This window comes from Kineococcus terrestris (genome assembly GCF_041020755.1).
GTDB lineage: Bacteria > Actinomycetota > Actinomycetes > Actinomycetales > Kineococcaceae > Kineococcus > Kineococcus terrestris.
Genome location: NZ_JBEUEI010000011.1, coordinates 12,560 through 37,626 on the forward strand (window position 1 = coordinate 12,560; position 25,067 = coordinate 37,626).

The following is a 25,067-nucleotide window of genomic DNA, read 5'->3' on the forward strand; positions in this document are numbered from 1 at the left end:
TCCTGGTCGCGCCGCCACGTCGACCTGTGCCGGCGCACCTCGGCGGCCTGTCGCCCCGGACCGCCGACCGGCCACGGCCGGTGCGGCACCCCGCGACGCGACCACCCGACCACCCCAGCGCACCGGAGCCGACCATGACCAGCACCACCCCCGCCGCCACGTCCACCGGGTCCCTGCCCGCCGACACGTCCGAGCCGAAGTTCGAGCGGTACGCGCACCCCGAGCGCCTGGTGAGCACCACCTGGCTCGCCGAGAACCTCGGCCGCGAGGGCCTCGTCGTCGTCGAGAGCGACGAGGACGTCCTGCTGTACGAGACCGGCCACGTCCCCGGCGCCGTGAAGGTGGACTGGCACACCGAGCTCAACGACCCCGTCACCCGCGACTACCTCGACGGGGAGGGGTTCGCGCGCCTGCTGTCCGCCAAGGGGATCCGCCGCACCGACACCGTCGTGTTCTACGGCGACAAGAGCAACTGGTGGGCCGCGTACGCGCTGTGGGTGTTCACCCTGTTCGGCCACGAGGACGTGCGCCTGCTGGACGGCGGCCGCGCCAAGTGGCAGGCCGAGGGCCGCGAGCTGACCACCGAGGTGCCGCAGCCCGAGCCGGCCGACTACCCCGTCGTCGAGCGCGACGACCGCACCGCGCGGGCGTTCCTGCCCGAGGTGCGCGAGCACATCGGCGGCGCGCTGATCGACGTGCGCTCCCCGCAGGAGTACTCGGGCGAGCGCACCCACATGCCCGACTACCCGCAGGAGGGCACCGTGCGCGGCGGGCACGTCCCCGGCGCGGCCAGCGTGCCGTGGGCGCGCGCGGCCGCCGAGGACGGCACGTTCAAGGACCGCGCCGCGCTGGAGGAGATCTACCTGGGCGAGGCCGGCCTGGACGCCGACGCCCCGACCATCACCTACTGCCGCATCGGCGAGCGCTCCAGCCACACCTGGTTCGTGCTCACCCACCTGCTGGGCCTGCGCGACGTCCGCAACTACGACGGCAGCTGGACGGAGTGGGGCAACGCGGTCCGCGTGCCCGTCGCCGTCGGCCCGGAGAGGTGACGGGGACGGCCCACGACGTGTCGGGGCCGGTGGCCGCGCTCGTGCGCGCCGCCGGCCCCGACCTCGGGCCGGCCCCCTGGCGCGTCCTGGACGCCGGCGGCGGCGAGGGCCGCGACGCGGTCGTCCTCGCCGCCCTCGGGCACGAGGTGACGGTGCTGGACCGCCTGCCGGCGGCCCTGGAGCAGGCCCGCACCGCCGCGGCGCTGGCCGGGGTCGCCGACCGGGTCCGCACCGTGGCCGCCGACCTCGACGACCTCGCGGCGCTGGCGGCCCTGACCCGCCACCGCGCCGGCGGGTCGGGCTCCTTCGACGTCGTCTGCTGCCACGACGTGCTGCACCTGCGCGGCAGCGTCGCGCGCGCCGAGGCCGACGTCGCCGCGCTGACCAGCTCCCTGCGCCCCGGCGGCCACCTGTCGCTGGCGGTGCCGCCGCCGCCCGGGCCCTCGAGTGCCTCGGCGGGCCACCTGCACCTGGCCGCCGACCTGCTGGCGGCCGCCGTGGTCGCCGCCGGCGGTGCGGTGGTGCACCGGGCCGTGGACGGCGACGGGAACCTCCACCTCGTCGGCAGGCGGCGGTGAGCGAGCCGCCGCACCCGGAGGAGGCCGCGGTCGCCTGGCGCAGCGCCCCGTGGGGCCGGCTGCGCCACACGCTCGTCGAGCACACCCTGGCCGTCGTCTGCCGCACCGTCTCCGGCCGGCCGCTGCGCGTCCTGGACGTCGGCTGCGGCGACGGCAGCGACGCGGTGGCCCTGGCGCGCACCGGCGCCGAGGTCACGGCCCTGGACTCCGCGCCGCTGGTGCTGGAGCGCGCCCGCGCCGCCGCCCGCCGCGCGGGCGTCGCCGACCGGGTGCGCGCGGTGCAGGCCGACCTCGGGGACGTGGTGGCGCTGACGGCGCTGACCGGCGGCGGGGGCGGCACCTTCGACCTCGTCCTGTGCCACGACGTGCTCCAGCACCGCCCGCACGCCGGTTCGCCGGAGGGCCTGGCGGCGGACGTGGCCGCGCTGGCCTCCCGGGTGCGCCCGGGCGGCTGCCTGTCCGTGCTCGGCCCCGGGACGGCCGCCGCCGCGCTGCGGGCGGCGGTGCGCGAGGACGACCTGCGCGGTGCGCGGCGCCTGCTGGCGGGGGAGGACGCCGCGGGGGCGGACGGCGGGGTGCCGCTGCCCGCCGGCCGGGTGGAGGAGGCGCTCGCCGCGGCCGGGACGCCCGTGGAGTTCCGCTTCGGGGTGCGCGTGGTCACCGACCTGCTGCCCGACGCCCGCAAGGGCGAGCGCGGGTACTACGAGGACCTGCTCGCGCTGGAGCGGGCGCTGTGCGAGCGCCCGGAGCTGGTGCCGGTGGCGCGCAGCTGGCAGCTGGTCGGCCGGCGCCGCCCGCCCCGCCGCCGCGCGGGCGCCGGCGGCTGACCGACTACCCTCCCGGGGTGCTGATCCGCGACCTGACCGACGACGACTGGCCGCGGGTGTGGCCCTTCTTCGACGAGATCGTCGCCGAGGGGGAGACGTACGCGCTGCCCGGCGGCCTGACCTCCGAGGCGGCGCGCGAGCTGTGGGTGCAGCCGCCGCCGTGGCGGACGGTCGTCGCGGTCGACGAGGACGGCACCGTCCTGGGCACGGCCAAGAGCGGCCCGAACCGGCCCGGTCGCGGCGCGCACGTGGCCACGGCCAGCTTCATGGTGTCCCCGGCGGCGCGCGGTCGCGGGGTGGGGCGCGCCCTCGGCGAGCACGTCGTGGCCGCGGCGGCCGCCGACGGGTACCGCGCGGTGCAGTTCAACGCCGTCGTGGAGACGAACACGGCCGCCGTGGCGCTGTGGCGCTCCCTCGGCTTCGCGGTGCTGGCGACCGTGCCGGAGGCCTTCGACCACCCCGAGCACGGGCTGGTCGGCCTGCACGTCATGCACCGCCGGCTGGGCCGGTAGCGCGCCGGGAGCGCCGTGCGGGCGCCCGCGGCGGGCTAGGGTGGCCGGACCATCCAGAGCGGCCGAGAGACCTGGCTCGACGACGCCGCAGCAACCCGGAGGAACGGGTGCTCACGCCGGGACCGATGGAGGAGACGTGCCGTACGCCGGGGACCTCACGCCGAGGGACGCCTACGACCTGCTGCGCGAGGACGCGACCGCCGTCCTCGTCGACGTGCGCACCGAGGCGGAGCACCGCTTCGTCGGGGTGCCGGACCTGTCGAGCCTGGGGCGGGAGCCGGTGCTGGTCTCCTGGCTGCCGGTGCCCGGGGAGGAACCGGGACGCACGTTCCTGCAGCAGCTGGCCGCGGCCGGTGTGCCCGCCGACCACGAGGGGCCCGTGGTGTTCCTGTGCCGCTCGGGCGTGCGCTCGGTCGCGGCGGCGGAGGCCGCGACCGCCGCGGGGTTCGGCCGGGCCCTCAACGTGCTCGACGGTTTCGAGGGGCCGCTGGACGAGCACGGGCACCGCGGGGGCGCCGGCTGGCGCGCCGACGGCCTGCCGTGGCGGCAGTCGTGAGCGCTGACGGGGGAGCGGCCGGGGGACCGGCCGGGGGAGCAGCCAGGGGAGTTGCCGGTGACGGGGACGCGCACCGCGCGCTGCGCCCGGACACGCTGGCCGTGCGCGGCGGCCTGGCCCGCTCGGGGTTCGAGGAGACGGCCGAGGCGCTGTACCTGACCAGCGGGTACGTGTACGAGTCGGCGGCCGCGGCCGAGGCGGCGTTCGCGGGCGAGGTCGACCGCTACGTCTACTCCCGCTACGGCAACCCCACGAACTCCGTGTTCACCGAGCGGCTGCGGCTGCTCGAGGGCGCGGCCGCCTGCGCGGCCACGTCGAGCGGGATGTCGGCGGTGTTCACGACCCTGGCGGCGCTGCTGGGCGCGGGTGACCGGGTCGTGGCCGCCCGCAGCCTGTTCGGCTCCTGCTTCGTCGTGCTCGACGAGTTCCTGCCCCGCTGGGGCGTGAGCACCGAGTTCGTCGACGGCGAGGACCCGGAGCAGTGGGAGCGCGCCCTGTCCACGCCCGCGCAGGCGGTGTTCTTCGAGACGCCGGCCAACCCGATGCAGTCCCTCGTCGACGTCGAGCGCGTCAGCGAGCTGGCGCACGCCGCCGGCGCGACGGTCGTGGTGGACAACGCGTTCGCCAGCCCGGTCGCCCAGCGGCCGCTGGAGCTGGGCGCCGACGTCGTCGTGTACTCGGGGACCAAGCACATCGACGGGCAGGGCCGCGTCCTGGGCGGCGCGGTCCTGGGCAGCGAGGAGTTCCTGGCCGGGCGGTTCAAGGAGCTCACGCGGCACACCGGCCCGTCCCTCAGCCCGTTCAACGCGTGGGTGCTGGCCAAGGGCCTGGAGACGCTGGGCCTGCGGGTGCGGCACTCGGCGGCGACGGCGCTGCGGCTGGCCGAGCACCTCCAGCGCCACCCCGCGGTGCGCTGGGTGCGCTACCCGACGCTGGACTCGCACCCGCAGGCGGAACTGGCGCGCCGGCAGATGCGGCTGGGCGGCACCGTCGTCACGTTCGAGGTCGACGCCCCCGCCGGGCGCGCGAAGGAGCGCGCGTTCGAGGTGCTCGACGCGCTGCGCGTGGTCGACATCTCCAACAACCTCGGCGACGCGAAGTCCCTGGCGACGCACCCGGCGACGACGACGCACCGCCGCCTGGGCGAGCAGGGCCGTGCGGCCATCGGCCTGACCGACGGGGTGCTGCGCCTGTCGGTGGGCCTGGAGGACCCCGAGGACCTGCTCAGCGACCTCGAGGACGCCCTGCGGCGCTGAGGCCGCCCGCCGCCGGGTCCCCCGACCCGGCGGCGGCCAGCAGGTCCAGCGCCAGGGCGTCGTTGAGCCGGAAGAACCCCGCGTCCAGGCGCGGGCGCGCGAACGCCGCCGCCCACCCGCCGCCGGCCACCCACGGCCCGGCGGCGAACCGCCGCGGGTGCGCACCGCCGCCGGCCCGCGCCAGGCGCTGGTGCGCGTCCACGGCCAGCCGGCCACCGGTGACGACCGCGCCGTCCGGGTCGCGGAACTCCTGCTCGGCCGCCTCCCCCCGCGCGCGCAGCGCCCGCAGCAGCGGGTCGGTGGTGCGCGCGACGCTGGGGGAGGGCAGGCGGGCGTCGACGAGGGCGCGTGCGTGCACGACGCCGGGCCCGCTGCCGGCGCGGCCGCGCCAGGTGCCGGTCGCCGGGTCGAGGTCCACGTCGGCGTCCGCGCCGAGGAACCGCACGAGGCCCGCGCGGTGCAGCGCCAGCAGCTGCTGCAGCCGCTGCGGCGGCGGGCCGCTGGCGACGTAGCTGAAGAACCCGTGCCACCAGCCGTCGACGTCCACCGCGGCCGACCGCGCGTCCAGCAGGCCCTGCCGGGCCAGCTCAGCGGTCGTCACGTAGCAGGACAGCAGCGCCGCGAACACGGCCGCGTCGGCCGAGTGCCGCGGGTCGCCGCGGCGGGCGACGTCGGCGGCGACGTGCTCGGCGACCCGCGCACCGACCGCCTGCGCGTCCGCGCCGGACCAGCCGTCCAGGGGGCGGTCCAGCCGGTGCAGGTCCAGGCGGTCCTCGCAGGCCGGCGCGGCCCGCACCAGGAGGGCGTCCATCTCGGCGCTGCCCCACGGCGCGGCCGCGAACGCCCGCTCGAACTCCGCCGCGGGCACCCCCGTCCGCTCCGGGTGGCGGGCGGACAGCTCGTGGTGGTGGGCGCCGGTGAGCTCGCGGGCCACCAGCGGCCACACGTCCGCGCGCAGCCGCAGCGGCCGGCCGAGCCGGCCCGCGAGCTCCCGCGCGGCCTCGACGGTGAAGTGGCGCGGCAGCGGCGGCCGCTCGGCCAGCTCGTACGTGATCTTCGAGCGGTACGGGACGCCGCGCCGGGAGCCGACGTGCAGGACCGGCTCCGCGCCCGACGGCTCGTAGACCAGCCCGCCGTCCGGGCCGGGGGTGAAGCGCCCGCCGCGGCCCTCGCCCACCAGCACGAGCAGGTCCACGAAGGCCAGCCCCATCCCCAGGACGAGGACGTCCTCGCCGGGGCGCAGGGCGTCCAGGTCCCCGGCCGTGTGCAGGTCGCTGGTGTACGCGGGCGCCAGGTACGTCAGGCCGTGCGCGGCCGCGAGGCGCTGCAGCTCCCGCTCGCGCGGGCCGGGCTCGACGTCGGGGTGGCCCTGCGCCAGCAGCACCGCGTCCACCGCGAGCGCCGTCCCGTCCGCCAGGTGCAGCACCTGCCCGCCGTCCGCCGCTCCGTCCGCGTCCACCAGGTCCACGGCGGAGGTCGCGTGCACGCGCAGCGACGCCGTGGCGGGCAGGCCGTCGGCCACCCGCCGCCAGGCCGCCGCCAGGTAGCGGCTGCCCAGGGCGCGGGAGACGAAGGTGCCCTCGCGCACGGCGAGCACCTCCCGGCGCAGCTCCTCCTGCCCGGCAGCGGCGAACTCCCGCGCCAGGCGGTCGCGGTGCTCGTCCAGCCAGGCGAACAGGGTGGGCCCGGGACGCAGCTCACCGGTGAGCGTGGAGGTCTCGTCGGGGAAGACGGTGACGTCGGCGGCGCGGGAGTTCATCCACAGCAGGGGGTGCTGGTCCGGGCGCCAGGTCCGGCCGGCGCCGGGCGGGTGCGGGTCGACGACGTGCACCCGCAGCGGCCGCTCGAGCCCGGCGGCGTGCACGCCCAGGCGGTCCAGGACGCCGAGCGCGCGCGGGCCGGCGCCGACGAGGGCGACGCGCAGCGGGTCGCCGGGCGCGGCGGGCGAGGTGGACGCGACGGGGACGGGTCGGGGGGACGTGCGGGCGGCGGGCACGCGGGTCACGGGCGGCTCCTGCTCGGGCGACGGGGGGCGGCGCGCGCGGGGGCGCGCCGGCGGGCTCGTCAGGCCGGACAGGTGGCCGCGTGCGTGCGGCACAGGTCCACGTGGCGGCGGCGCACGAGCAGCGCGCCGCGCTCGTGCGCTGCGGGACCGGTCACCCTCCCAGGGTAGGCGCGCGTCAGCGCCGCTGCCCGAGGACGAACGTGCGCACGGCGGTGATGGCCGCCCCGCGCGCCCACTCGGCGAACCCGGTGACCTGGACGTCGACGTCGAGCGGGGAGGCGTGGACGCTGCGGTGGCGGGTGATGCCGTCCCACAGGGCGTCGCGGCCCACCTCGGCCAGGCGCACGCCCTCGCCGGACAGGACGACCTTCTTGGGCATGGTGGTGTTGGCGATCGCCGCCACGAGCGTGCCGAGCGCGCGGGCGGAGTCGTCCACGACGCGCCGCGCCAGGGGCTGCCCGGCCCCGGCCAGCTCCAGCACCTCCTCGAAGGAGACCGGCCGGCGCAGGGCGACGGAGGCGCGCGCCTCGACGGCCGCGCGCGGCAGCACGGCGTCCGCGCAGCCGGCGTGCCCCTCCGGGCACAGCGGGCCGTTCGGGTCCAGGGGGAAGTGCCCGAGCAGGCCGACCCCGGCGTCGGGGCGGTCGACGACCTCGTCGTGGACGACGAGGCCGTACCCGACGCCGGTGCCCACGACGACGACGGCGAAGTGGTCGCAGCGCGCGGCCGTGCCGAACCACTGCTCGGCGCGGGTCAGGGACAGCACGTCGTTGTCGACGACGACGGGCAGGCCGAGCGCGTCCTCGAGCAGCCGCCCCAGGGGGACGTCCTGCCAGCCGAGGTAGCGCGCGCTGGCCACCGTCCCGTCGGCGTCCACCTTGCCGCCGAGGCTGACCCCGACCGCCCGCACCCCGCGGTCGGGGTCGGGCACCGCCTCGCGCAGGTCGTCGCGCAGGCTCTGCACGAGGTGGACGACGGCGTCGACGACGGCCGCGGGGGACGCCTCGGGCAGGACGGTGTCCCGGTGCGCCACGACGTGCGCGCGCAGCGTCGTGAGCACGCCGTGGGCGGTGTCGCCGGTCAGCTTCACGCCGACGAAGTGGTGGGCGTCCTCGTCGACGTCCAGCGGCCGGGTGGGCCGGCCGGACACGGGGTCCTGCGCGCTGCCGATCTCGCGCAGCAGGCCGGAGTCGATGAGCGGCTTGGACAGGCGCGTCAGGCTGCCGGGCGACAGGTCCAGGCGCCGGGCCAGCTCGCTGCGCGGCAGGGGGCCGTCGAGCAGCACCTCCAGCGCGATCTCGTGGGCCGGGCCGGTCAGCGGGGTCCACGACGTGCGCGGGCGCGCGCCGTCCCCGGCGGTCAGCACCCGGCCGCCGACGGCCGCCTCGTCCCGGTCCGCACGCACGACCGCATGGTCTCGCACCACGGCGTCCTCCTCCTCCGCGTCGGGGACCACGACGCCGTGCCCCCCGTCGGAGTATCGCAGCGAAAACCCGGAGGCACGAAAGTGTCGGAGAAGTCGCTCCCGAGTGGTTGACGGGCGCAGCGCGACGGCGTAGAACTTCCACCACGAAAGCGGCTTGACCACGACGACGTGCGCATGGAGCCCCCGTGACCCTCACCGAACCTGCCCCGGCCGACCGCGGGGCGGTGACCGGCGCCCGCCCGGGCGGCCCGGCCGACCTGCTGCACCTGCGGGCCGCCGGGACGTCCCTGCTGCTGGCCCTGCCCGCCGGCGGCCTGCCCGTCGTCGTGCACTGGGGCGCGGACCTCGGCGACCTCGACGACGCCGGTGCGGCCGCCGTCGCGAGCGCCGCGCGCACCACCGTCGTCAACAACGACCTCGACGAGCCCACCGTCCTGGCGCTGCTGCCCGAGCAGTCCCGCGGCTGGCGCGGCACGCCCGGGCTGGCCGGGCACCGCGCCGGCCGCTCGTGGTCCACCCGGTTCGTCCCCTCGTCCGTGGACGTGCAGCGGGACGGCGGCGGCGCCGTCCGGGTGGACGCCGAGGACGCCGGGGCCGGCCTGGCGCTGCACCTGGAGCTGGAGCTGCTGCCCAGCGGCCTGCTGCGCCACCGCGCCACCGTGCGCAACACCGGTGAGAGCCCCTACGAGGTCGCGCAGCTCGCGCTCGCCCTGCCCGTGCCCGCCGCGGCCACCGAGGTGTTCGACCTGGCCGGCCGCTGGGCGCGCGAGCGCAGCCCGCAGCGGCTGCCCCTGGTCGTCGGCGCCCACACCCGCGAGAACCGGCGCGGGCGCACCGGCGCCGACGCCCCCCTCGTCCTGGCCGCCGGCACGGCCGGGTTCGGGTTCCGGCACGGGGAGGTGTGGGCGCAGCACGTCGCCTTCAGCGGCAACCACCGCGCGGTGGCCGAGCGCCTGTCCTCCGGCGACGCCGTCCTGACCGGCGGGGAGCTGCTGCTGCCCGGGGAGGTCCGGCTCGCCACCGGCGAGCAGTACCGGACGCCCTGGGTGTACGCGGCGCACTCGACCGCCGGGCTGGACGGGATCGCCGCCCGCTTCCACGAGCACCTGCGCTCGCGGCCCTCGCACCCGCGCTCGCCGCGGCCGGTGGTGTGCAACACGTGGGAGGCCGTCTACTTCGACCACGACCTGGGCCGGCTGACCGAGCTGGCCCGTGCCGCCGCCGAGGTCGGCGCCGAGCGCTACGTCCTGGACGACGGCTGGTTCCGGCACCGGCGCGACGACACCGCGGGGCTGGGGGACTGGTACGTCGACGAGGACGTGTGGCCCGACGGGCTGACCCCGCTGATCGACGTGGTGCGCGGTCTCGGCATGGAGTTCGGGCTGTGGGTCGAGCCGGAGATGGTCAACCCCGACTCCGACCTCGTGCGCGCCCACCCCGACTGGGTCCTGGCCACGGGCGGGCGCACCCCCGTCCCCTCGCGCCACCAGCAGGTGCTCGACCTCGGCAACCCCGACGCGTGGTCGTACCTGCTCGAGCGCCTGGACGCCCTGCTGCGCGAGAACGACATCGCCTACCTGAAGTGGGACCACAACCGCGACCTGCTGGAGGCCGGGTCCGGCCCCGGCGGCGAGGCCGGCGTGCACGCGCAGACCCTGGCGTACTACCGCCTGCTGGACGAGCTGCGCGCCCGCCACCCCGGGGTGGAGATCGAGTCCTGCTCCTCCGGCGGCCTGCGGATCGACCTGGAGGTCCTCGAGCGCACCGACCGCGTGTGGGCCAGCGACTGCATCGACCCGCTGGAGCGCCAGCAGATCCAGCGCTGGACCGCGCAGCTGCTGCCGCCGGAGCTCGTCGGCTCGCACGTGGGGGACCGCGTCTCGCACACCACCCACCGCGCCAACGACCTGTCCTTCCGCGCCGGCACGGCGCTGTTCGCCTCCTTCGGCATCGAGTGGGACCTCACCCGCGCCCCGGCCGCCGAGCGCGCCGAGCTGGCCCGCTGGGTGGCCCTGTACAAGGAGCTGCGCCCGCTGCTGCACAGCGGCACCGTCGTGCGCGCCGACTCCCCGGACCCCGCCTCGGCGCTGCACGGCGTCGTGGCCGCGGACGGCTCGGACGGGCTGTTCGCGCTCGTGCAGCTGACCACCCCGGAGACCTCGGTCCCCGGCACCGTCCGGCTGCCGGGGCTGGTCCCCGACGCCGTCTACGAGGTGAGCGCGCAGGCCCCCGGGGACGCCCCGGCCCTGCGCACGGCCTCCACCGCCCCCTGGCTCACGGACGGCGTGCGGCTGAGCGGCCGCGCGCTGGCGGTGGCCGGCCTGCGGGCCCCCGCGCTGCAGCCCCAGCAGCTCCTCCTCCTGCGCACCCGGAAGGTGTGACCCGCATGGCCACCACGAACAACGTCGGCGCCGCCCCGGTCGTCGTCGGCGGATCGCGCCGGGCCGATCCCGCCCTGCGGCCGGACGTCAACGGCTCGCGCCGCGAGCGGCTGACCGCGCTGGCGTTCATCGCCCCCGCCCTGCTCGGCTTCACGGTCTTCTACTTCTGGCCGACGCTGCGCGGGCTGTGGTTCAGCCTCACCGAGTACGACGTCTTCAACCGGCCGGAGTTCGTCGGCCTGGCCAACTACCGCGCCGTCCTGGCGGACGCGACCTTCTGGAACGCCATGAAGGTCACCCTGCAGTACGTCCTCATCAACATCGGCACCCAGACCGTCCTGGCGCTGCTGCTGGCCGTCCTGCTGCACCGGCTGACCCGGTCGACGCTCGTGCGCAGCATCATCGTGCTGCCCTACCTGGTCTCCAACGTCGTCGTCGCACTCGTCTTCTACTGGATGCTCGACGCGCAGATCGGCATCACCAACCAGGTGCTGGGCTGGGTGGGCTTCGACCCCGTCGCGTTCTTCGGCGACCAGGCGTGGGCCATCCCGACGATCGCGCTGGTCAACACCTGGCGCCACCTGGGCTACACCGCCCTGCTGCTGTTCGCCGGCATGCTGATGATCCCCGGCGACGTCTACGAGGCCGGCCGCGTCGACGGCGCCTCGGAGTGGCAGATGTTCTGGCGGATCACCCTGCCGCTGCTGCGCCCGATCCTCGCCCTGGTGCTCGTCATCACCGTCATCGGCTCGTTCCAGGCCTTCGACACGGTGGCGGTCACGACGTCCGGCGGGCCGGGCGACGCCACCCGCGTCATCCAGTACTACATCTTCGACCTCGCCTTCCAGCGCTACCAGTTCGGGTACGCCTCCGCGGTCTCCGTCGTGCTGTTCGCGATCCTGGCGGTCGTCGCCTTCTTCCAGCTGCGCCTCATGCGCGCCAACGAGTCCGACGTCGCCTGAGCGCGACCACACCCAGGAGGCGACGTGGCCACCACCGCCAGCACGTTCGACGAGGCGATCGCTCTCTCCGGCACCGGAGGAGGTGCCGGCCCCGGGCGCCGGGGACGCCCCGGCGTCGGCCGGGTCCTCGCCTGGACGGCCCTCGTCCTCATGATGGCCGTCACCCTGTTCCCCTTCTACTGGATGCTGCGCACGGCGTTCTCCAACGGCGCCTTCCTGGCGGCCGAGCCGTCCAACCCGCTGCCGGTGGAACCGACCCTGGGCGCGTTCGAGCGCGTCCTGGGCCTGGCCTCCACCGCCGACGCCCAGGCGCAGGGCGGCTCGGGCGCGGCCGTCGACATCGGCCGCTACCTGCTGAACTCGGTGGTCGTCGCGACGTTCATCACCGCCGGGCAGGTGTTCTTCGGGGCGATGGCCGCCTACGCCTTCGCGCGGCTGCGCTGGCCCGGCCGGGACGCGGTGTTCTTCGTGTTCCTCACCGCGCTCATGGTCCCGCCGATCTTCACCCAGCTGCCCAACTTCCTGCTGATGCGCGACCTGGGGCTGCTGAACACCTACGCGGGCATCGTCCTGCCGTTCTTCTTCATGACGCCCTTCGCCATCTTCTTCCTGCGCCAGTTCTTCCTCGGCATCCCGCGCGAGGTCGAGGAGGCCGCCCGCATCGACGGGGCGGGCGCGGTGCGCCGCTTCTTCACCGTCATCCTGCCGATGGCGTCCGGGCCGCTGGTGACCCTGACGATCCTGCAGTACATCCAGGCGTGGGGGGAGTACTTCTGGCCCCTGCTCGTCGGCAGCGACCAGAGCGTGCGCGTCCTGACGGTGGGCCTGGGCGTCTTCCGGTCGCAGACCCCGCAGGGCACGCCCGACTGGGCCGGCCTCATGGCCGCCACCCTGCTCGCGGCCCTCCCGGTCATCCTCCTGTTCGCGGTGTTCAGCAGGAAGATCGTCAACTCCATCGGCTTCTCCGGCATCAAGTGAGGTCCCCCATGGCACGCGCCCGCACCCGCCGCCGGTCCACGGCCGTCACGGCCGCCGCCGCCACCGCCGCCCTGCTGCTGTCCGGCTGCGCCTCCTACGGCGTGGACCCGGGCGCCGACGGGGACAGCGGGACGGTGACGTACTGGATGTGGGAGGCGGCGCAGCTGCCCGCCTACCAGCAGTGCGCCACCGACTTCGAGGCGCTCAACCCGGACATCGACGTCCTCATCGAGCAGTTCGGCTGGGACGACTACTGGAACAAGCTGTTCACCGGGTTCGTCGCCAACTCCGCGCCCGACGTCTTCGTCAACCACACCTCCCGCTACGGCGAGTTCGCCGAGCGCGGGCTGCTCGTGCCCATCGACGAGCAGGTCGAGGAGGCCGGGATCGACCTCGACGCCTACGTCGAGGGCAGCGCCGACCTGTGGGTGGGCGCCGACGGGAAGCGCTACGGCCTGCCCAAGGACTTCGACACCATCGGCCTCTACTACAACCGGGAGATGACGCAGGAGGCGGGCATCACCGAGGAGGAGATGGAGACCCTCACCTGGAACCCGCAGGACGGCGGCACCTACGAGGACGTCATCGCGCGCCTGACCGTCGACCAGAACGGCGTGCGCGGCGACGAGCCGGGCTTCGACCGCGACCGCGTCGCCACCTACGGGCTGGGCCTGAACAGCTCGGGCGCCTTCTACGGGCAGACGGAGTGGTCCTACCTCGTCACGACCACCGGGTGGTGGTACATGGACGCCCCCGCCTGGGGCACGGAGTTCAACTACGACGACCCCCGGTTCCAGGAGACCATCGCCTGGTGGCGCGGGCTCATCGAGAAGGGCTACATGCCGCCGCTGGCGTTCACCGAGGGCGGCTCGATGGACCAGCAGATGCAGGCCGGCCGCTACGCGATGGCCACCGAGGGGTCCTGGACCGTCGGCACCTACGGCAACCTGCAGGGCGTCGACCTCGCCCTGGCCCCCACCCCGATCGGGCCCAGCGGCGAGCGCTCGGCCATGCAGAACTCGCTGGCCGACTCCATCTTCACCTCCTCGCAAGTCAAGGGAGCGGCGTGGGAGTGGGTGCGGTACCTGGCCTCGGAGGAGTGCCAGAGCGTCGTCGCCGACGCCGGCGTCGTCATGCCCGCGCTGCGCTCCACGACCGAGGCGTCGAAGGAGTCGCTGAGCAGGACGGGTCTGGACGTCACCGCCTACACCGACCAGATCGAGCAGGGCACGACGTTCCCGTTCCCGGCCGTCCTGAACGCCTCGGAGATCAACAGCCTGATGCAGTCCGCGATGGACAACGTCATGGCCTTCAACGCCGAGCCGGAGTCGCTCACGGGCGTCAACGAGCGGCTGAACGCCCTGTTCGAGTGAGGCCGCGCGTCGCTCCCTCGCGGTAGGCGGCGGGGGAGCGGCCGGTGGCCCGCCCGAAGTGGGCGTACAGGCTGCTCTGGGAGCCGAACCCGGCCGCGTGGGCGACGGCCGCCGTCGTCAGGGTCGTCGTCAGCAGCAGCCGCTGCGCCTCGGCCACCCGCAGCCGCGTCAGGTGCTCGCCGATGGTGGTGCCCAGCGCCTGCTTGAACACGGCCGCGGCGTAGTGCGGGTGCAGGTTCGCCGCCCGGGCGACGTCCGCCACCGTCACCGGCCCGCGGAAGCTGTCGGCCGCGAAGCGGGCCATCGCCACCACGTGCCCGGCCTCGTCGCCCCCGGCCGCCGCGGGCGGGTGCGCGCTCGCCGCGCGCAGCACCCGGCGCACCAGGGCGTTGGCCTCCAGCAGCACGGCCGCGGGGTCCCCGGCGGCGCCGGCGAGGTCCCGGCACCAGGAGGTGAACAGCGCCTCCACGTGCGCGCCGACGTCCGCCGCCGGGACGACCGCGACCCGGTCGGTCAGCAGGTCCGCCAGCCCGCCCGGCGGCAGCGACCACGTGAGGACCTCCGCCAGCGGCAGGTGCACCCAGCACACGTCGCTGGCGGCGGGCGTCCCGGCGGCGTCGGTCCCCGGCAGGAGGCGGTGCGGGGAGGCCGCCCAGAACAGCGCCAGGTGCCCCTCGGGGACCACCACCGGCGCACCCGCGAACAGGTACTCCAGCCGGCCGCGGACGACGAGGTTCACCTCCAGGTCGTCGTGGCGGTGGAACGCGGGCATCGACGGCGCGGCGCCGCGGTGCACCCACAGCGCCGGCCCGAGGACCTCGGTGTCCGCCACGGGGACACCGTAGGTCCTGCGCGCCGGGACCTCACCGGGGCAGCGCCCCGGCCAGGAAGTCGCGCACCAGCCCGGCCACCTGCGGCAGGTGCGATTCCAGGAGGAAGTGCCCGCCGTCGAGCAGTTCGACGCGCGCGCCGGGCAGGTCCCTCGTGAAGGCCCGGGCTCCGTCCGGGCCGAAGATCTCGTCGTCGCGCCCCCACACCGCCAGCAGCGGCACGGGGTGCGCGCGGAAGGCCTCGTGCAGCACCGGGTACAACTCGCGGTTGCGCGGGTAGTCCGCGTACAGGGCCAGCTGCGCCTCGGCCACCCCCGGACGGGCCAGCAGCGCCGCGTCCCGCGTCCACGTGTCGGGGTCGACGACGGCGGGGTCCGGAACTCCGTGCACGTACTGCCACCGCACGGCCTCCGTGCTGAACGTGCGCCGCAGCGCGGCCTCGCCCTCGGCGTCGCGCGCGGCCGCCCAGCGCCACAGCGGCTCCCAGAAGGCGTCCACGAAACCCTCCTCGTACGCGTTGCCGTTCTGCGACACCACGGCGCTCACGCGCTCCGGCCGCCGGAGGAACAGCCGCCAGGCCACCGGCGCGCCGTAGTCCTGCACGACGACCGCGAACCGGTCCACGCCCAGCCGCTCCAGGAACGCCTCCACGACGTCGGTCAGGTGGTCGAAGGTGTACGCGAACTCCTGCACGGGCGGGGCGTCGGAGCGGCCGAACCCGACGAGGTCGGGGGCGAGGACGTGGTAGCGGTCGGCCAGGTGCGGGATGAGGCCGCGGTACATCGCCGAGGACGCGGGGAACCCGTGCAGGAGCAGCACGACGGGCGCGTCCGCGGGTCCGGCCTCGCGGTAGGCGACCCGGCTGCCGGCGGCTTCCAGGTCGAGGTGGCGGGTGGCGTGGTGGAGGTCGTGCACGGAGTCCTCCCGGAGGGGATTCTCACGCCTGGAGCGGCGTCTGACATGAGACTGTGTAGCCCACTCGTCTCACGGCTGCAACTACTGTGAGCGTGATAACTTCCGGGGGTGACCGAGCCCGCGGACGCCGGTGCGCCGGTGGGGGATCCCTTGCCGGTGCGCTTCGCCAACACGCTGCACGCCGTGCGCGGCACGGTCCACGACGACCTGGACGACGCGCGGGGCCTGTCCGCGTGGCTGGCCGCGTCGGGCCTGCCCGTCGCGCGTGTCACCCGTGACGACCTGGCGGCGGCGCGCGACCTGCGCGACGCCCTGCGCCGGGTGCTCGCGCACGTCACCGGCGACGACCGGCCCGCGGCGCGCGCCACGGGAACCGTCGCCGCGGGCGAGGCCGGGGTCGCCGCCGCGCTGGAGGTCCTGGACGCGCACCGGCGCGCCCGGCCGCGCGACCGGCTCGCCCTGGTGGACGGCCGTGTCGTGCGGGAGGAACCGCTGGGCGACGGCGGTGCCGGCGCGGCGCTGGCGCGCGTCGCCGACGAGGCGGCTGCGCTCCTCGCCGGCACCGACTCGCCGGCGGTGCGCGCCTGCGGAGGGCCGCGGTGCGTCGTGTACTTCGTCCGGGACCACCCGCGGCGGGAGTGGTGCTCGCGGGCGTGCGGCGAGCGCGCCCGCGCCGCCCGGTACTACCGCCGGCGCCGCGCGGGGAGCGGCACCGCCTGAGGATCCTGGAAGGCTGCGCCCCTCCGCGGGAAGCTCCCGGCCCGGGCGCGCGCCTAGCGTCGACCGCATGGCGACGACGCGCTCTCCCAAGATCACCATCATCGGTGCCGGTGGTTTCGTCTTCCCGTTCCGGCTCATCGGCGACCTGCTCAGCTTCCCCGCCCTGCGCGAGGCGCAGCTGTGCCTCATGGACGTCGACGCCGGCAAGCTCGGGCCCGTCGCGGACGCGGCCCGCAAGCTCGTCGCTCACCACGGCTTCGGCACCGAGGTGGTGGAGATCCTCGACCGGCGGGCGGCCCTGGACGGCGCCGACTTCGTCATCATCACCTTCCAGGTCGGCGGGGTGGCCTCCTACCGGCACGACGTGGAGATCCCGCGCCGCTACGGCGTCGACCAGCCCGTCGGGGACACCGTCGGTCCCGGCGGGGTGTTCCGGTTCCTGCGCTCCGTGCCCGCCTACGAGGCCATCGCCGCCGACGCCCTCGAGGTCTGCCCGGACGCGGTGTTCGTCAACTACGCCAACCCGATGGCGATGGCGACGGCCTTCCTCAACGCCAAGGGCCTGCGCACCGTCGGCCTGTGCCACAGCGTGCAGGGCACCACCCGCATGCTCGCCCGCACCCTCGGCGTCCCCTACGACGAGGTCAGCTACCTGTCGGCCGGCATCAACCACCAGGCGTGGATCCTCAGCTTCCGCCACCGCGGCGAGGACCTCTACCCGCGCCTGCGCGAGGTGATGAACGAGCGCCACGTCGTCGGGCGCGCCGCCGGGGACCTGCTCGGCGACGACGGCGACCACAGCGGCGAGGCCGCCGGCGCCAGCACCTACGAGGGCGGCAACGAGCAGGTGCGCACGACGCTGATGAACGCCTTCGGCTACTTCGAGACCGAGTCCAGCCACCACGCCTCGGAGTACGTGCCGTGGTTCCGCAAGGACCCCGAGACGGTCCTGCGCTACGTGCCCGAGCGCTGGGACTACTACGAGATCTGCTCCGCCCACGACGACCAGGGCGACATCGACACCCAGCTGGAGGCGCTCAAGGCCGAGCTGGCGCCGTCGGTGGAGTACGGCGCCGTCATCGTCAACGCCGTCGTCACCGGCGTGCCCGCCGTCGTCTACGGCAACGTGCCCAACGCGACCGGCGCGGTCGGCAACCTGCCGCCGGAGGCGTGCGTGGAGGTGCCCTGCCTCGTCGACGCCAACGGCGTCCAGCCCACCGCCGTGGGCGACCTGCCGCTGCAGCTGGCCGCGCTGAACCGCACCAACATCGGCGTGCAGACCCTCGCCGTGCGGGCCGCGCTCACCGGCGACCGGGAGAACGTGCACCACGCCGTCGCCCTCGACCCGCTGACCAGCGTGCACTGCACGCTCGAGCAGGCGCGCGCGATGACCGAGGAGCTGTTCGCCGCCCACGCCGACCTGCTGCCGCCGGCGCTGCGCGCGTGAGCGCCCGGCCGCCCCAGGGGTGGAACAGCTGGGACTGCTACGGCACCACCGTCACCGAGGAGGAGGTCCTCGCCAACGCCCGGTTCCTGGCCGAGCACCTGCTGCCGCACGGGTTCGACACCGTCGTCGTCGACATCGACTGGTCCGACCCCACAGCGAGGGCGCACGGCTACAACACCGGTGCCCCGCTGCACCTGGACGAGCACGGCCGGCTGCTGCCCGACCCGGTCCGGTTCCCCAGCGCGGCCGGGGGAGCGGGTTTCGGCCCGCTGGCCCGGCAGGTGCACGAGCTGGGGCTGCGCTTCGGGATCCACGTCATGCGCGGGATCCCGCGCCTGGCCGCCGAGCGCGGCACCCCGGTGCTCGGTGCGGACGTCAGCGCCGCCGACGTCGCCGACCGCACCAACGTGTGCGAGTGGAACCCGCACATGCTCGGCCTGGACCACCGCCACCCGGGCGCGCAGGCCTACTACGACTCCGTGCTGGCGCTGTACGCCGGGTGGGGCGTGGACTTCGTCAAGGTCGACGACGTGCTGTGGCCGTACCAGGCCGCGGAGATCGAGGCCTTCTCGCGCGCCGTCGCCGGGTGCGGGCGGCCGGTGACCGTCAGCCTGTCCCCGGGCCGCGACCTGTCGCTGAGCCGGCTGGAGCACCTGCGCGAGCACGCGACGATGTGGCGGATCTGCGACGACCTGTGGGACCGGTGGCAGGACGTCGAGGCGAACTTCGCGCGCTTCGCCCGCTGGGCCCCGCACGCCGGCCCCCGCGGCTGGCCCGACGGGGACATGCTGCCGCTGGGCAGGATCGGGATCCGCGCCGAGCGCGGCGAACCCCGCGACGACCGCCTGACCCCCGCCGAGCGGCGGACCCTCGTGACGCTGTGGGTCGTCGCCCGCTCGCCGCTCATGGTCGGCGGTGACCTGCCCAGCTCCGACCCGGCCACGGTCGCGCTGCTGACGAACGACGACGTGCTGGCGGTGCTCGAGGCGAGCGGCAACCGCGAGGTGTTCCGCGAGGACCCGCTCGTGCTGTGGACGGCGAGCGACGGGGACACCGGCTACGTCGCGGCCTTCAACCTGGGCGACGAGCCGCTCGACGTCGCCCTCGACAGCCTCGACGTCGACCTGCCCGCCCGGCTGGGCACCGTGCGGGAGCTGTGGAGCGGGCAGGAGGTCCCCACCACCGCGGTGACCCGCCAGGAGGACGCCACCCGCGGGGTCGCGCCGGGCAGCACCGCGGTCCCCGTGCACCTGGAACCGCACGGCGCCGTGCTGCTGCGCCACACCCCCTGAGCGTCCTCCACGACGCCGTCCCCCACGACGCCACCGCGCGGCCGGGTCCCGGCCCGGCCGCGCGGGGTGGCTCACGTGTAGAGCGTGAACGGCGGGTGCGTGCCGTTGAGGAAGTGGTCGCCGACCTCGCGGGCCTTGTACTGCACCGGGTCGTGCAGCGTGTGGGTGCGCACGTTGCGCCAGAACCGGTCGAACCCGTACCGGTTGCCGGTGGCGCGCGCGCCCGTCACCTCGAACACCGCCGAGGTGGCCTCGACCGCCAGGTCGGAGCTGACGACCTTCAGGGCGGCGATCTCCTCGGCCACCTCGCCGCGCTCGTGCCACGTCAGGTCCTCGCCGCGCGCGTGCGCCTCGTCCAGCGCGGCACCGACGCTGCGGCCCAGCGCCTCCGCCGCCCGCAGCCGCGCGACCAGCCGGCCGTAGGTCGCCAGCACGTACGGGTCCCGCGTCGCCTCCGGCACGTCCGAGAGCAGCCACGGCCGCGACGTCGTGCGCGTGTACGCGGCCGCCGTCTCCAGCGCCCCGCGCGTGACGCCCAGGTAGAAGTGCCCGAACGCCGCCTGGATCGCCGGGGTCACCAGCGAGCCGAACGGCCCGCCGTCCTCCGGGCTGCCCAGCACGGCGTCGGGGGCGATGCGCACGTCGTCGAAGCGGACGCTGCCGCTGGCCGACAGCCGCTGCCCCAGGTTGTCCCAGTCGCCGCCCTTGACGAACCCGGGCGCCTCGCGCGGCACGACGACCAGCAGGCCGCGGCCGGTGTCGTCGGCGACCCCGCCGACCACCGTCACGTCGCCCGTGCTCGCGCCCGTCGCGAAGCTCTTGGTGCCCCGCAGCAGGTAGCCGTCGCCGTCGCGCACGAGCTGCAGGTCGGGGTCGACGGGGTTGACCGCGTCGCCCCACAGCCACTGCTCGCGCGCCGACGGCACGCCCCAGCGCCGCCGGCCCGCGTCGTCGGCCACCCACACGAGGTTGTGGGCGTTGACGTAGTGGTAGGCGAGCAGCTGGGCGATGGAGCCGTCGGCGGTGGCGAGCTCGCGCACCACCTCCAGCGCCAGCGACCACGGGTGCCCGCCGCCGCCCACCCCGCGGGGCAGCAGCAGCGCGGGCAGGCCGGCCGCGCGCAGCAGGCCGGCCTCGGCGAACGGCTCGGCGCCGGCCCGGTCGCGCTCCAGCGCGTCCTCGGCCAGGCGGGCGGCCACCCCGCGGGCGGCCGCCAGCGCGGCGCCGGCGTCGCCCGGGACGGGACCGGCCGCGGTGGCGTCCGCGGTGGTGGTGGGGTCGGTCGTGGTGGTCATCGGGTCTCCTCTTCCTGGCGGGCGTGCACGAGCGAGGCGCGGTACCGGGCGCCGGGGTGGTCGTCGCGCAGGTGCACCTGCCCCTTGCCGTGCACGGACTCGCGCAGCGTCTCGCCCTCGTAGTCCTCCGGGTACACCCCGCGGCGCTGCAGCTCCGGCACGAGGAGCTCCACGAGGTCCTCGAACGTGCCGGGCGTGACCGCGTAGGCGCAGTTGAAGCCGTCGACGTCGCCGACCTCCATCCAGCGCTCCAGCTCGTCGGCCACCGTGGCCGGCGACCCGACGATCACCGCGCCCATCCCGCCGATGCCGACGTGGTGCGCGATGTCGCGCGGGGTCCACCGCCGGTGCGGGTCCGCGGTGGAGAACGCCTCGACGGCGCTGCGCACGGCCTCCGTCTCGGCGTACTCCAGCGGCTCGTCCGGCGGGTACGTCGACAGGTCCAGCCCGCTCCAGCCGCCGTACAGGGTCAGCGCGCCGTCGTAGCTGACGTACCGCAGGTACTCCTCGTGCTTGGCGCGCGCCTCCTCGTCGGTGGGCGCCGTGATGATCGTGACGAGGGTGAACACCTTGACGCTGCGCGGGTCGCGCCCGGCGGCGGCGACCTCGGCGCGCAGGCGGTCCACCCACGGGCGCATGACCTCCGGGCGGGTGGCGGTGTTGAACACCGCTTCGCCGTGCCGGGCGGCGAAGGCGATGCCGCGCGGCGAGGCGCCGGCCTGGAAGATCACCGGGGTGCGCTGCGGCGACGGCGCGGTCAGGCCGATCCCGGGCACGTCGAAGAACTCCCCGTGGTGCCCGACCGGGTGCACCTTCGCCGGGTCGGTGAACACCCCGGCCTCCGCGTCGCGGACGACGGCGTCGTCCTCCCAGGAGCTCTCCCACAGCTTGTAGCAGACCTCCATGAACTCCTCGCCCAGCTCGTAGCGCTGGTCGTGGCGGACCTGCGTCTCCAGGCCGAGGTTGCGCGCCGCGCTCTCCAGGTAGGACGTGACGACGTTCCAGCCGACGCGGCCGTCCGTGTAGTGGTCGAGCGTGGCCATCCGGCGGGCGAACGCGTACGGCTTCTCGTAGGTCAGGGACACCGTGAGCCCGAACCCGAGGTGCTCGGTGACGGCGCCCATCGCCGAGACCGCCATCAGCGGGTCGCCCACCGGCACCTGCGCCGCCTCGCGCAGCGCCGTCTCCGGGCCGTCGCGGTACACGTCGTAGATCCCCAGGACGTCGGCGACGAACAGGGAGGTGAACCGCCCGCGCTCCAGCAGCTTCGCCAGGTCCGTCCAGTAGCGCAGGTCGTCGTAGCGGTGCGACTGGTCGTCGGGGTGGCGCCACAGCCCTGGCGACTGGTGCGCCACGCAGGTCATGTCGAAGGCGTTCAGGTGGATGCGGCGGGTCAACGTCGGCCTCCCGGGGACGGGGTCGGTGGAGCTTGCGGGGTCACTTCACGGCGCCGGCGGACAGGCCGCCGACGAGCCAGCGCTGCGCGACGACGGCCAGCACGTACATCGGCACGATGCCGACGAGCGAGGCCGCGGCCTGCTGGCCGAACTGCACGGTGCGGTCGCCCTGGAACAGCGACAGGCCGACCGTCAGGGTCTGGCTGCTGCTGCTGCTCGCGAACGAGACCGCGAACAGGAACTCGTTGTAGCTGAGGAACAGGCAGATGAGCAGGGCCGCCACCAGGCCGGGCGCCAGCAGCGGCAGCACGAGGCGGACCAGCCCGCCGGTGGTGCCCAGCCCGTCCACCCAGCCGGCCTCCTCGACCTCCAGCGGCACGCGGCGCACGAACCCGTCGAGCAGCCAGACGGCCACCGGCACGTTCGCCAGGCCGTTGACGAGGACCAGGCCGGTCACGCTGCTCGTCAGCCCGCCGGACTTCAGCAGGTAGTACAGCGGCAGGACCGCCACGACCGGCGGCGCGCAGTAGCTGGCCAGCAGCAGCGTCTGCAGCCGCTCCCCGCGCGCGCCCGCGCGGGCGGTGACGTACGCCGCGGGCACCGCGATGAGGCAGGTGACGAGCGTGGCGCCGACCGCGACGACCCAGGAGTTCGCGAGCATCGAGGCCAGGTCGACCGTCGCGAAGGCGGCCGGGTAGTTGTCCCGCACCAGCCGGGTGGGCAGCCAGCCGCCGTTGGCGATGTCGTCGACGCTGCGCAGCGACAGCGAGACGAGGAACAGCACCGGCACCAGCGCCACGAACGCCACCAGCGCCAGCACGAGCCGCAGACCGCTGCGGCGCAGCACCGCGGCGCTCACCGGTCCGCCTTCACGGCGCGGGCGCGCAGCAGCGTCACCGCGGTCGTCAGCAGGCCCACGAGCAGGGCGAAGACGAGGGTCTGCGCGGCGGCCACCCCGATCTCGTAGCTGCCGCGCATGCCGGTGCGGTAGATCTCGAAGCTCGTCACGACGGTCGACAGGCCGGGCCCGCCCTGGGTGACCACGGCGACGAGGTCGAACACCTTCAGCCCGACGACGAGCTCGACCAGGAGCACGCCGAGCACGCTGGGCAGGACCACCGGCCACACGACGTGCGTGAACGTGCGCACCCGGCCCGCGCCGTCCAGGGCCGCGGCCTCGCGCAGCTCCTCGTCCACGCCCAGCAGCGCCGCGAACACCACCAGCGTCACCAGCGGCGTCCACTGCCACACGTGCATCACGACGAGCGCGGCGAAGGCCCCGACGCTGTCGCCCAGCGGGTTCGCCCCCGGGAACCCGAGGGCGCTGAACACCCCGCCGAACGCGCCGCCGACGGGGGCGAGCATGAGCTTCCACGCCACGCCCACCATCACCGGCGGGGTCACGAGCGGCAGCAGCAGCACCGTGCCCACGACCCCGAACCGCCTGCCGCGCGCGTGCAGCAGCAGCGCCAGCGCGGTGCCCAGCGCGGTCGTCCCCAGCGCCGCCGCGACCGCGAACACGACCGAGCGCACGAGCGAGCCCGCGAACGCGACCGACCGCCACGCCTCGACGAAGTTCGCGACGCCGGTGAACCCCCGCAGCGGCCGCGCCAGCGAGGAGTCGGAGAACGCCAGCAGGACGACGAACACCGTGGGGTAGGCGAGCATGACGAGCAGCCCCAGCAGGCTGGGCGCGGCCAGCCAGCCCGGCACGTGACCGGGGCGGTGCCGCCCGGGGACCGCGCGCCGCGGGCGGCCGCGTCCGGGGGCGGTCCCGCGCCCCTGGCGCGGGACGCGGCGGACGTCGAGACCGCTGCTCATCCGAGCTCGCGCTCCCAGGTCTCCTGCGCGGTGCCCAGCGCCGTCTCGACGTCCTGGCTGCCCTGCATCGCCAGCGCGAGCTGGTCGACGAGGTCCTGCAGCAGCTTCGGCGCGCCCGCCTGGCGCGGCCAGGCCAGCGCGTCGCTGGTCAGGCCCTCGCGGATGACGTCGGTCGCGGCGCCCGCCGCCTCGGCGTACTCCGGCGACTCCAGCACGCTCGTGCGGGCCGGGTCGATGCCCGAGCCGGCGGTGGAGGCCAGCAGGAAGTTGCGCTCGCGGTCCGTCGCCCACTTCACGAAGGCCGCGGCGACCTCCGGCTGCCCCGACCCGCTCGACACCCCGAGGCCGAAGCCGGCCTCCAGCGCCGTGCGGGGCGTCGTGTTCGACCCGCCCACCGGCAGGGTGACGACGCCCCACTTGTCGACCACCTGCGAGCTCTCCGGGTCCTGCGCCTTCAGGCCCAGGTCGGTCCAGGTGTCGATCATGGCGCCCTGTCCGGCCAGGAAGGCGGAGTTGGCCTGGTCGAAGCCCGTCTGCAGGGGGGTGGGCAGCGCGTGCGGCTGCACGTCCACGAGGTGCTGCAGCGCGGCCACGGCCGCCTCGCTCGTCAGCGTGGGCCGGCCCGACTCGTCCACGAGGGTGCCGCCGTAGCCGGCGAGGCGGTTGACGAAGGAGCAGCCGAGGATCATCGGCACCTGCTGGGCCTGCACGACGGCGCCGTACACGCTGCCGCCGGAGTCCCGGGTGATCTTCGCGGCGGCCTCGTCGTACTCGTCCCACGTGGCGGGCGGTGCGACGCCGTACCGCTCGAACACCTCGGCGTTGTAGTAGAGGACGTGCGTGTCGCCGTCGAAGGGCAGGCCGTAGCGGCGCCCGTCCAGCAGCGTGTACGGGTCGTACACCGCGGGCAGGAAGTCGCCGGTGGCGATGTCCTCGTTGGCGCCGACCCAGTCCGTCAGGTCGACCAGCGCCTCGGCCTCCACCAGGTCGCCCAGGCCGAAGTAGAAGTAGTCGAAGACGTCGAACTCCCCGGCACCGCCCTGCACGTCGAGGACCTGCTGGCTCGTCAGCTGGTCGTAGGGGACCGCCGTGACGTCCAGCGTGCCGCCGAACTCCTCGGCGAAGGCGGGACCGAGCAGCTCGGTGAAGGCCAGCCGGTGCGGCTGGTTGACCATCAGCTTGATCGTGGCGCCGTCCAGGGCGGCGGCGGGCTCAGCGGCGAGGGCGCTGCTGCCCGAGGCGCCGCCGCAGGCGCTCAGGGAACCGGTCGCGGCCAGGCCGCCGAGGCCGAGGGCGCCGCCGAGCAGGCGGCGGCGGGAGGTGCGGGCGCGCAGGAGCGCGTCGACGGCGCGCGGCGGACGGGACTGGTGGGGCTCGTGGGGCGTGCGGGGCTGGTGGGACATGAACGAGGGCATGCGGGGTCTCCGGGGGTCGCGGACGCGGG

Annotated in this window: 22 protein-coding genes and 1 riboswitch; of the genes, 13 read left to right on the forward strand and 9 right to left on the reverse strand. The window is 75.5% G+C overall.

The window, feature by feature from the left end:
* Positions 1–134: 134 nt before the first annotated feature.
* The 6 genes from AB8M62_RS08435 (at position 135) to AB8M62_RS08460 (ending at position 4,781) form a co-directional block, all read left to right on the forward strand.
* Positions 135–1,052, forward strand: a complete 918-nt coding sequence (locus AB8M62_RS08435) for a sulfurtransferase (protein ID WP_369055728.1) — start codon at positions 135–137, stop codon at positions 1,050–1,052.
* Positions 1,049–1,630 (forward strand): class I SAM-dependent methyltransferase, encoded by a 582-nt coding sequence (locus tag AB8M62_RS08440; protein ID WP_369069217.1) that lies wholly within the window; start codon positions 1,049–1,051, stop codon positions 1,628–1,630. The genes AB8M62_RS08435 and AB8M62_RS08440 overlap by 4 nt, the downstream gene beginning before the upstream one ends.
* The gene (locus AB8M62_RS08445) at positions 1,627–2,457 is read left to right on the forward strand and encodes a class I SAM-dependent methyltransferase (RefSeq protein WP_369069218.1); all 831 of its coding nucleotides are present in this window, start codon (positions 1,627–1,629) and stop codon (positions 2,455–2,457) included. The genes AB8M62_RS08440 and AB8M62_RS08445 overlap by 4 nt, the downstream gene beginning before the upstream one ends.
* A gap of 17 nt (positions 2,458–2,474) precedes the next feature.
* The gene (locus tag AB8M62_RS08450) at positions 2,475–2,969 is read left to right on the forward strand and encodes a GNAT family N-acetyltransferase (protein ID WP_369055725.1); all 495 of its coding nucleotides are present in this window, start codon (positions 2,475–2,477) and stop codon (positions 2,967–2,969) included.
* A 46-nt stretch (positions 2,970–3,015) separates the two neighbouring features.
* Positions 3,016–3,101: riboswitch (SAM riboswitch) on the forward strand.
* A 4-nt stretch (positions 3,102–3,105) separates the two neighbouring features.
* Entirely contained in the window at positions 3,106–3,525 is a 420-nt protein-coding gene (locus tag AB8M62_RS08455) for a rhodanese-like domain-containing protein (RefSeq protein ID WP_369069219.1), read from the forward strand.
* 80 nt (positions 3,526–3,605) lie between these two features.
* Positions 3,606–4,781, forward strand: a complete 1,176-nt coding sequence (locus AB8M62_RS08460; protein WP_369069289.1) for an O-succinylhomoserine sulfhydrylase — start codon at positions 3,606–3,608, stop codon at positions 4,779–4,781.
* Here the strand turns inward: AB8M62_RS08460 and AB8M62_RS08465 are convergent.
* A complete protein-coding gene (locus AB8M62_RS08465) occupies positions 4,750–6,786 on the reverse strand; it encodes an FAD/NAD(P)-binding protein (RefSeq protein WP_369069220.1) in 2,037 nt (678 codons plus the stop codon). The genes AB8M62_RS08460 and AB8M62_RS08465 overlap by 32 nt on opposite strands.
* Before the next feature lie 175 nt (positions 6,787–6,961).
* Positions 6,962–8,191 (reverse strand): ROK family protein, encoded by a 1,230-nt coding sequence (locus AB8M62_RS08470; RefSeq protein ID WP_369055722.1) that lies wholly within the window; start codon positions 8,189–8,191, stop codon positions 6,962–6,964.
* A gap of 245 nt (positions 8,192–8,436) precedes the next feature.
* On the opposite strand from AB8M62_RS08470, the gene AB8M62_RS08475 reads away from it, so the two are divergent.
* Genes AB8M62_RS08475 through AB8M62_RS08490 form a run of 4 tightly spaced genes read left to right on the forward strand, consistent with a single transcriptional unit; the run spans position 8,437 to position 13,906 of the window.
* Positions 8,437–10,593, forward strand: coding sequence for an alpha-galactosidase (locus tag AB8M62_RS08475; RefSeq protein ID WP_369055752.1), 2,157 nt, complete (start codon positions 8,437–8,439; stop codon positions 10,591–10,593).
* Between the two features lie 5 nt (positions 10,594–10,598).
* A complete protein-coding gene (locus AB8M62_RS08480) occupies positions 10,599–11,555 on the forward strand; it encodes a carbohydrate ABC transporter permease (RefSeq protein WP_369055721.1) in 957 nt (318 codons plus the stop codon).
* Positions 11,556–11,579: 24 nt separating this feature from the next.
* Positions 11,580–12,533, forward strand: a complete 954-nt coding sequence (locus tag AB8M62_RS08485) for a carbohydrate ABC transporter permease (protein WP_373694890.1) — start codon at positions 11,580–11,582, stop codon at positions 12,531–12,533.
* Positions 12,534–12,541: 8 nt separating this feature from the next.
* On the forward strand, positions 12,542–13,906 hold the full coding sequence (locus tag AB8M62_RS08490; protein WP_369069222.1) for an ABC transporter substrate-binding protein: 1,365 nt from the start codon (positions 12,542–12,544) through the stop codon (positions 13,904–13,906).
* Here AB8M62_RS08490 and AB8M62_RS08495 read toward each other — a convergent pair.
* Positions 13,875–14,738 (reverse strand): helix-turn-helix domain-containing protein, encoded by an 864-nt coding sequence (locus AB8M62_RS08495; protein ID WP_369069223.1) that lies wholly within the window; start codon positions 14,736–14,738, stop codon positions 13,875–13,877. The two genes, AB8M62_RS08490 and AB8M62_RS08495, sit on opposite strands and share 32 nt — an antisense overlap.
* A gap of 31 nt (positions 14,739–14,769) precedes the next feature.
* A complete protein-coding gene (locus tag AB8M62_RS08500) occupies positions 14,770–15,651 on the reverse strand; it encodes an alpha/beta fold hydrolase (protein ID WP_369055718.1) in 882 nt (293 codons plus the stop codon).
* A 108-nt stretch (positions 15,652–15,759) separates the two neighbouring features.
* On the opposite strand from AB8M62_RS08500, the gene AB8M62_RS08505 reads away from it, so the two are divergent.
* The 3 genes from AB8M62_RS08505 (at position 15,760) to AB8M62_RS08515 (ending at position 19,110) form a co-directional block, all read left to right on the forward strand.
* Complete coding sequence (locus AB8M62_RS08505) at positions 15,760–16,371, forward strand: ABATE domain-containing protein (RefSeq protein ID WP_369055717.1); 612 nt, start codon at positions 15,760–15,762, stop codon at positions 16,369–16,371.
* 67 nt (positions 16,372–16,438) lie between these two features.
* A complete protein-coding gene (melA, locus tag AB8M62_RS08510) occupies positions 16,439–17,818 on the forward strand; it encodes an alpha-galactosidase (RefSeq protein WP_369069224.1) in 1,380 nt (459 codons plus the stop codon).
* Positions 17,815–19,110 (forward strand): glycoside hydrolase family 27 protein, encoded by a 1,296-nt coding sequence (locus AB8M62_RS08515; protein ID WP_369069225.1) that lies wholly within the window; start codon positions 17,815–17,817, stop codon positions 19,108–19,110. The genes melA and AB8M62_RS08515 overlap by 4 nt, the downstream gene beginning before the upstream one ends.
* A gap of 71 nt (positions 19,111–19,181) precedes the next feature.
* Here AB8M62_RS08515 and AB8M62_RS08520 read toward each other — a convergent pair whose 3' ends face one another.
* The 5 genes from AB8M62_RS08520 to AB8M62_RS08540 are packed head-to-tail and all read right to left on the reverse strand — an operon-like array spanning position 19,182 to position 25,026.
* Positions 19,182–20,405 (reverse strand): acyl-CoA dehydrogenase family protein, encoded by a 1,224-nt coding sequence (locus AB8M62_RS08520; protein WP_369069226.1) that lies wholly within the window; start codon positions 20,403–20,405, stop codon positions 19,182–19,184.
* A complete protein-coding gene (locus AB8M62_RS08525) occupies positions 20,402–21,802 on the reverse strand; it encodes an LLM class flavin-dependent oxidoreductase (protein ID WP_369069227.1) in 1,401 nt (466 codons plus the stop codon). The genes AB8M62_RS08520 and AB8M62_RS08525 overlap by 4 nt, the downstream gene beginning before the upstream one ends.
* 40 nt (positions 21,803–21,842) lie before the next feature.
* The gene (locus AB8M62_RS08530; RefSeq protein ID WP_369055713.1) at positions 21,843–22,661 is read right to left on the reverse strand and encodes a carbohydrate ABC transporter permease; all 819 of its coding nucleotides are present in this window, start codon (positions 22,659–22,661) and stop codon (positions 21,843–21,845) included.
* Positions 22,658–23,623: a carbohydrate ABC transporter permease gene (locus AB8M62_RS08535; protein WP_369069228.1), complete on the reverse strand. Its 966-nt coding sequence runs from the start codon at positions 23,621–23,623 to the stop codon at positions 22,658–22,660. The genes AB8M62_RS08530 and AB8M62_RS08535 overlap by 4 nt, the downstream gene beginning before the upstream one ends.
* A complete protein-coding gene (locus AB8M62_RS08540; protein ID WP_369069229.1) occupies positions 23,620–25,026 on the reverse strand; it encodes an ABC transporter substrate-binding protein in 1,407 nt (468 codons plus the stop codon). Before AB8M62_RS08540 ends, AB8M62_RS08535 begins: the two co-directional genes overlap by 4 nt.
* Positions 25,027–25,067: the final 41 nt, after the last annotated feature.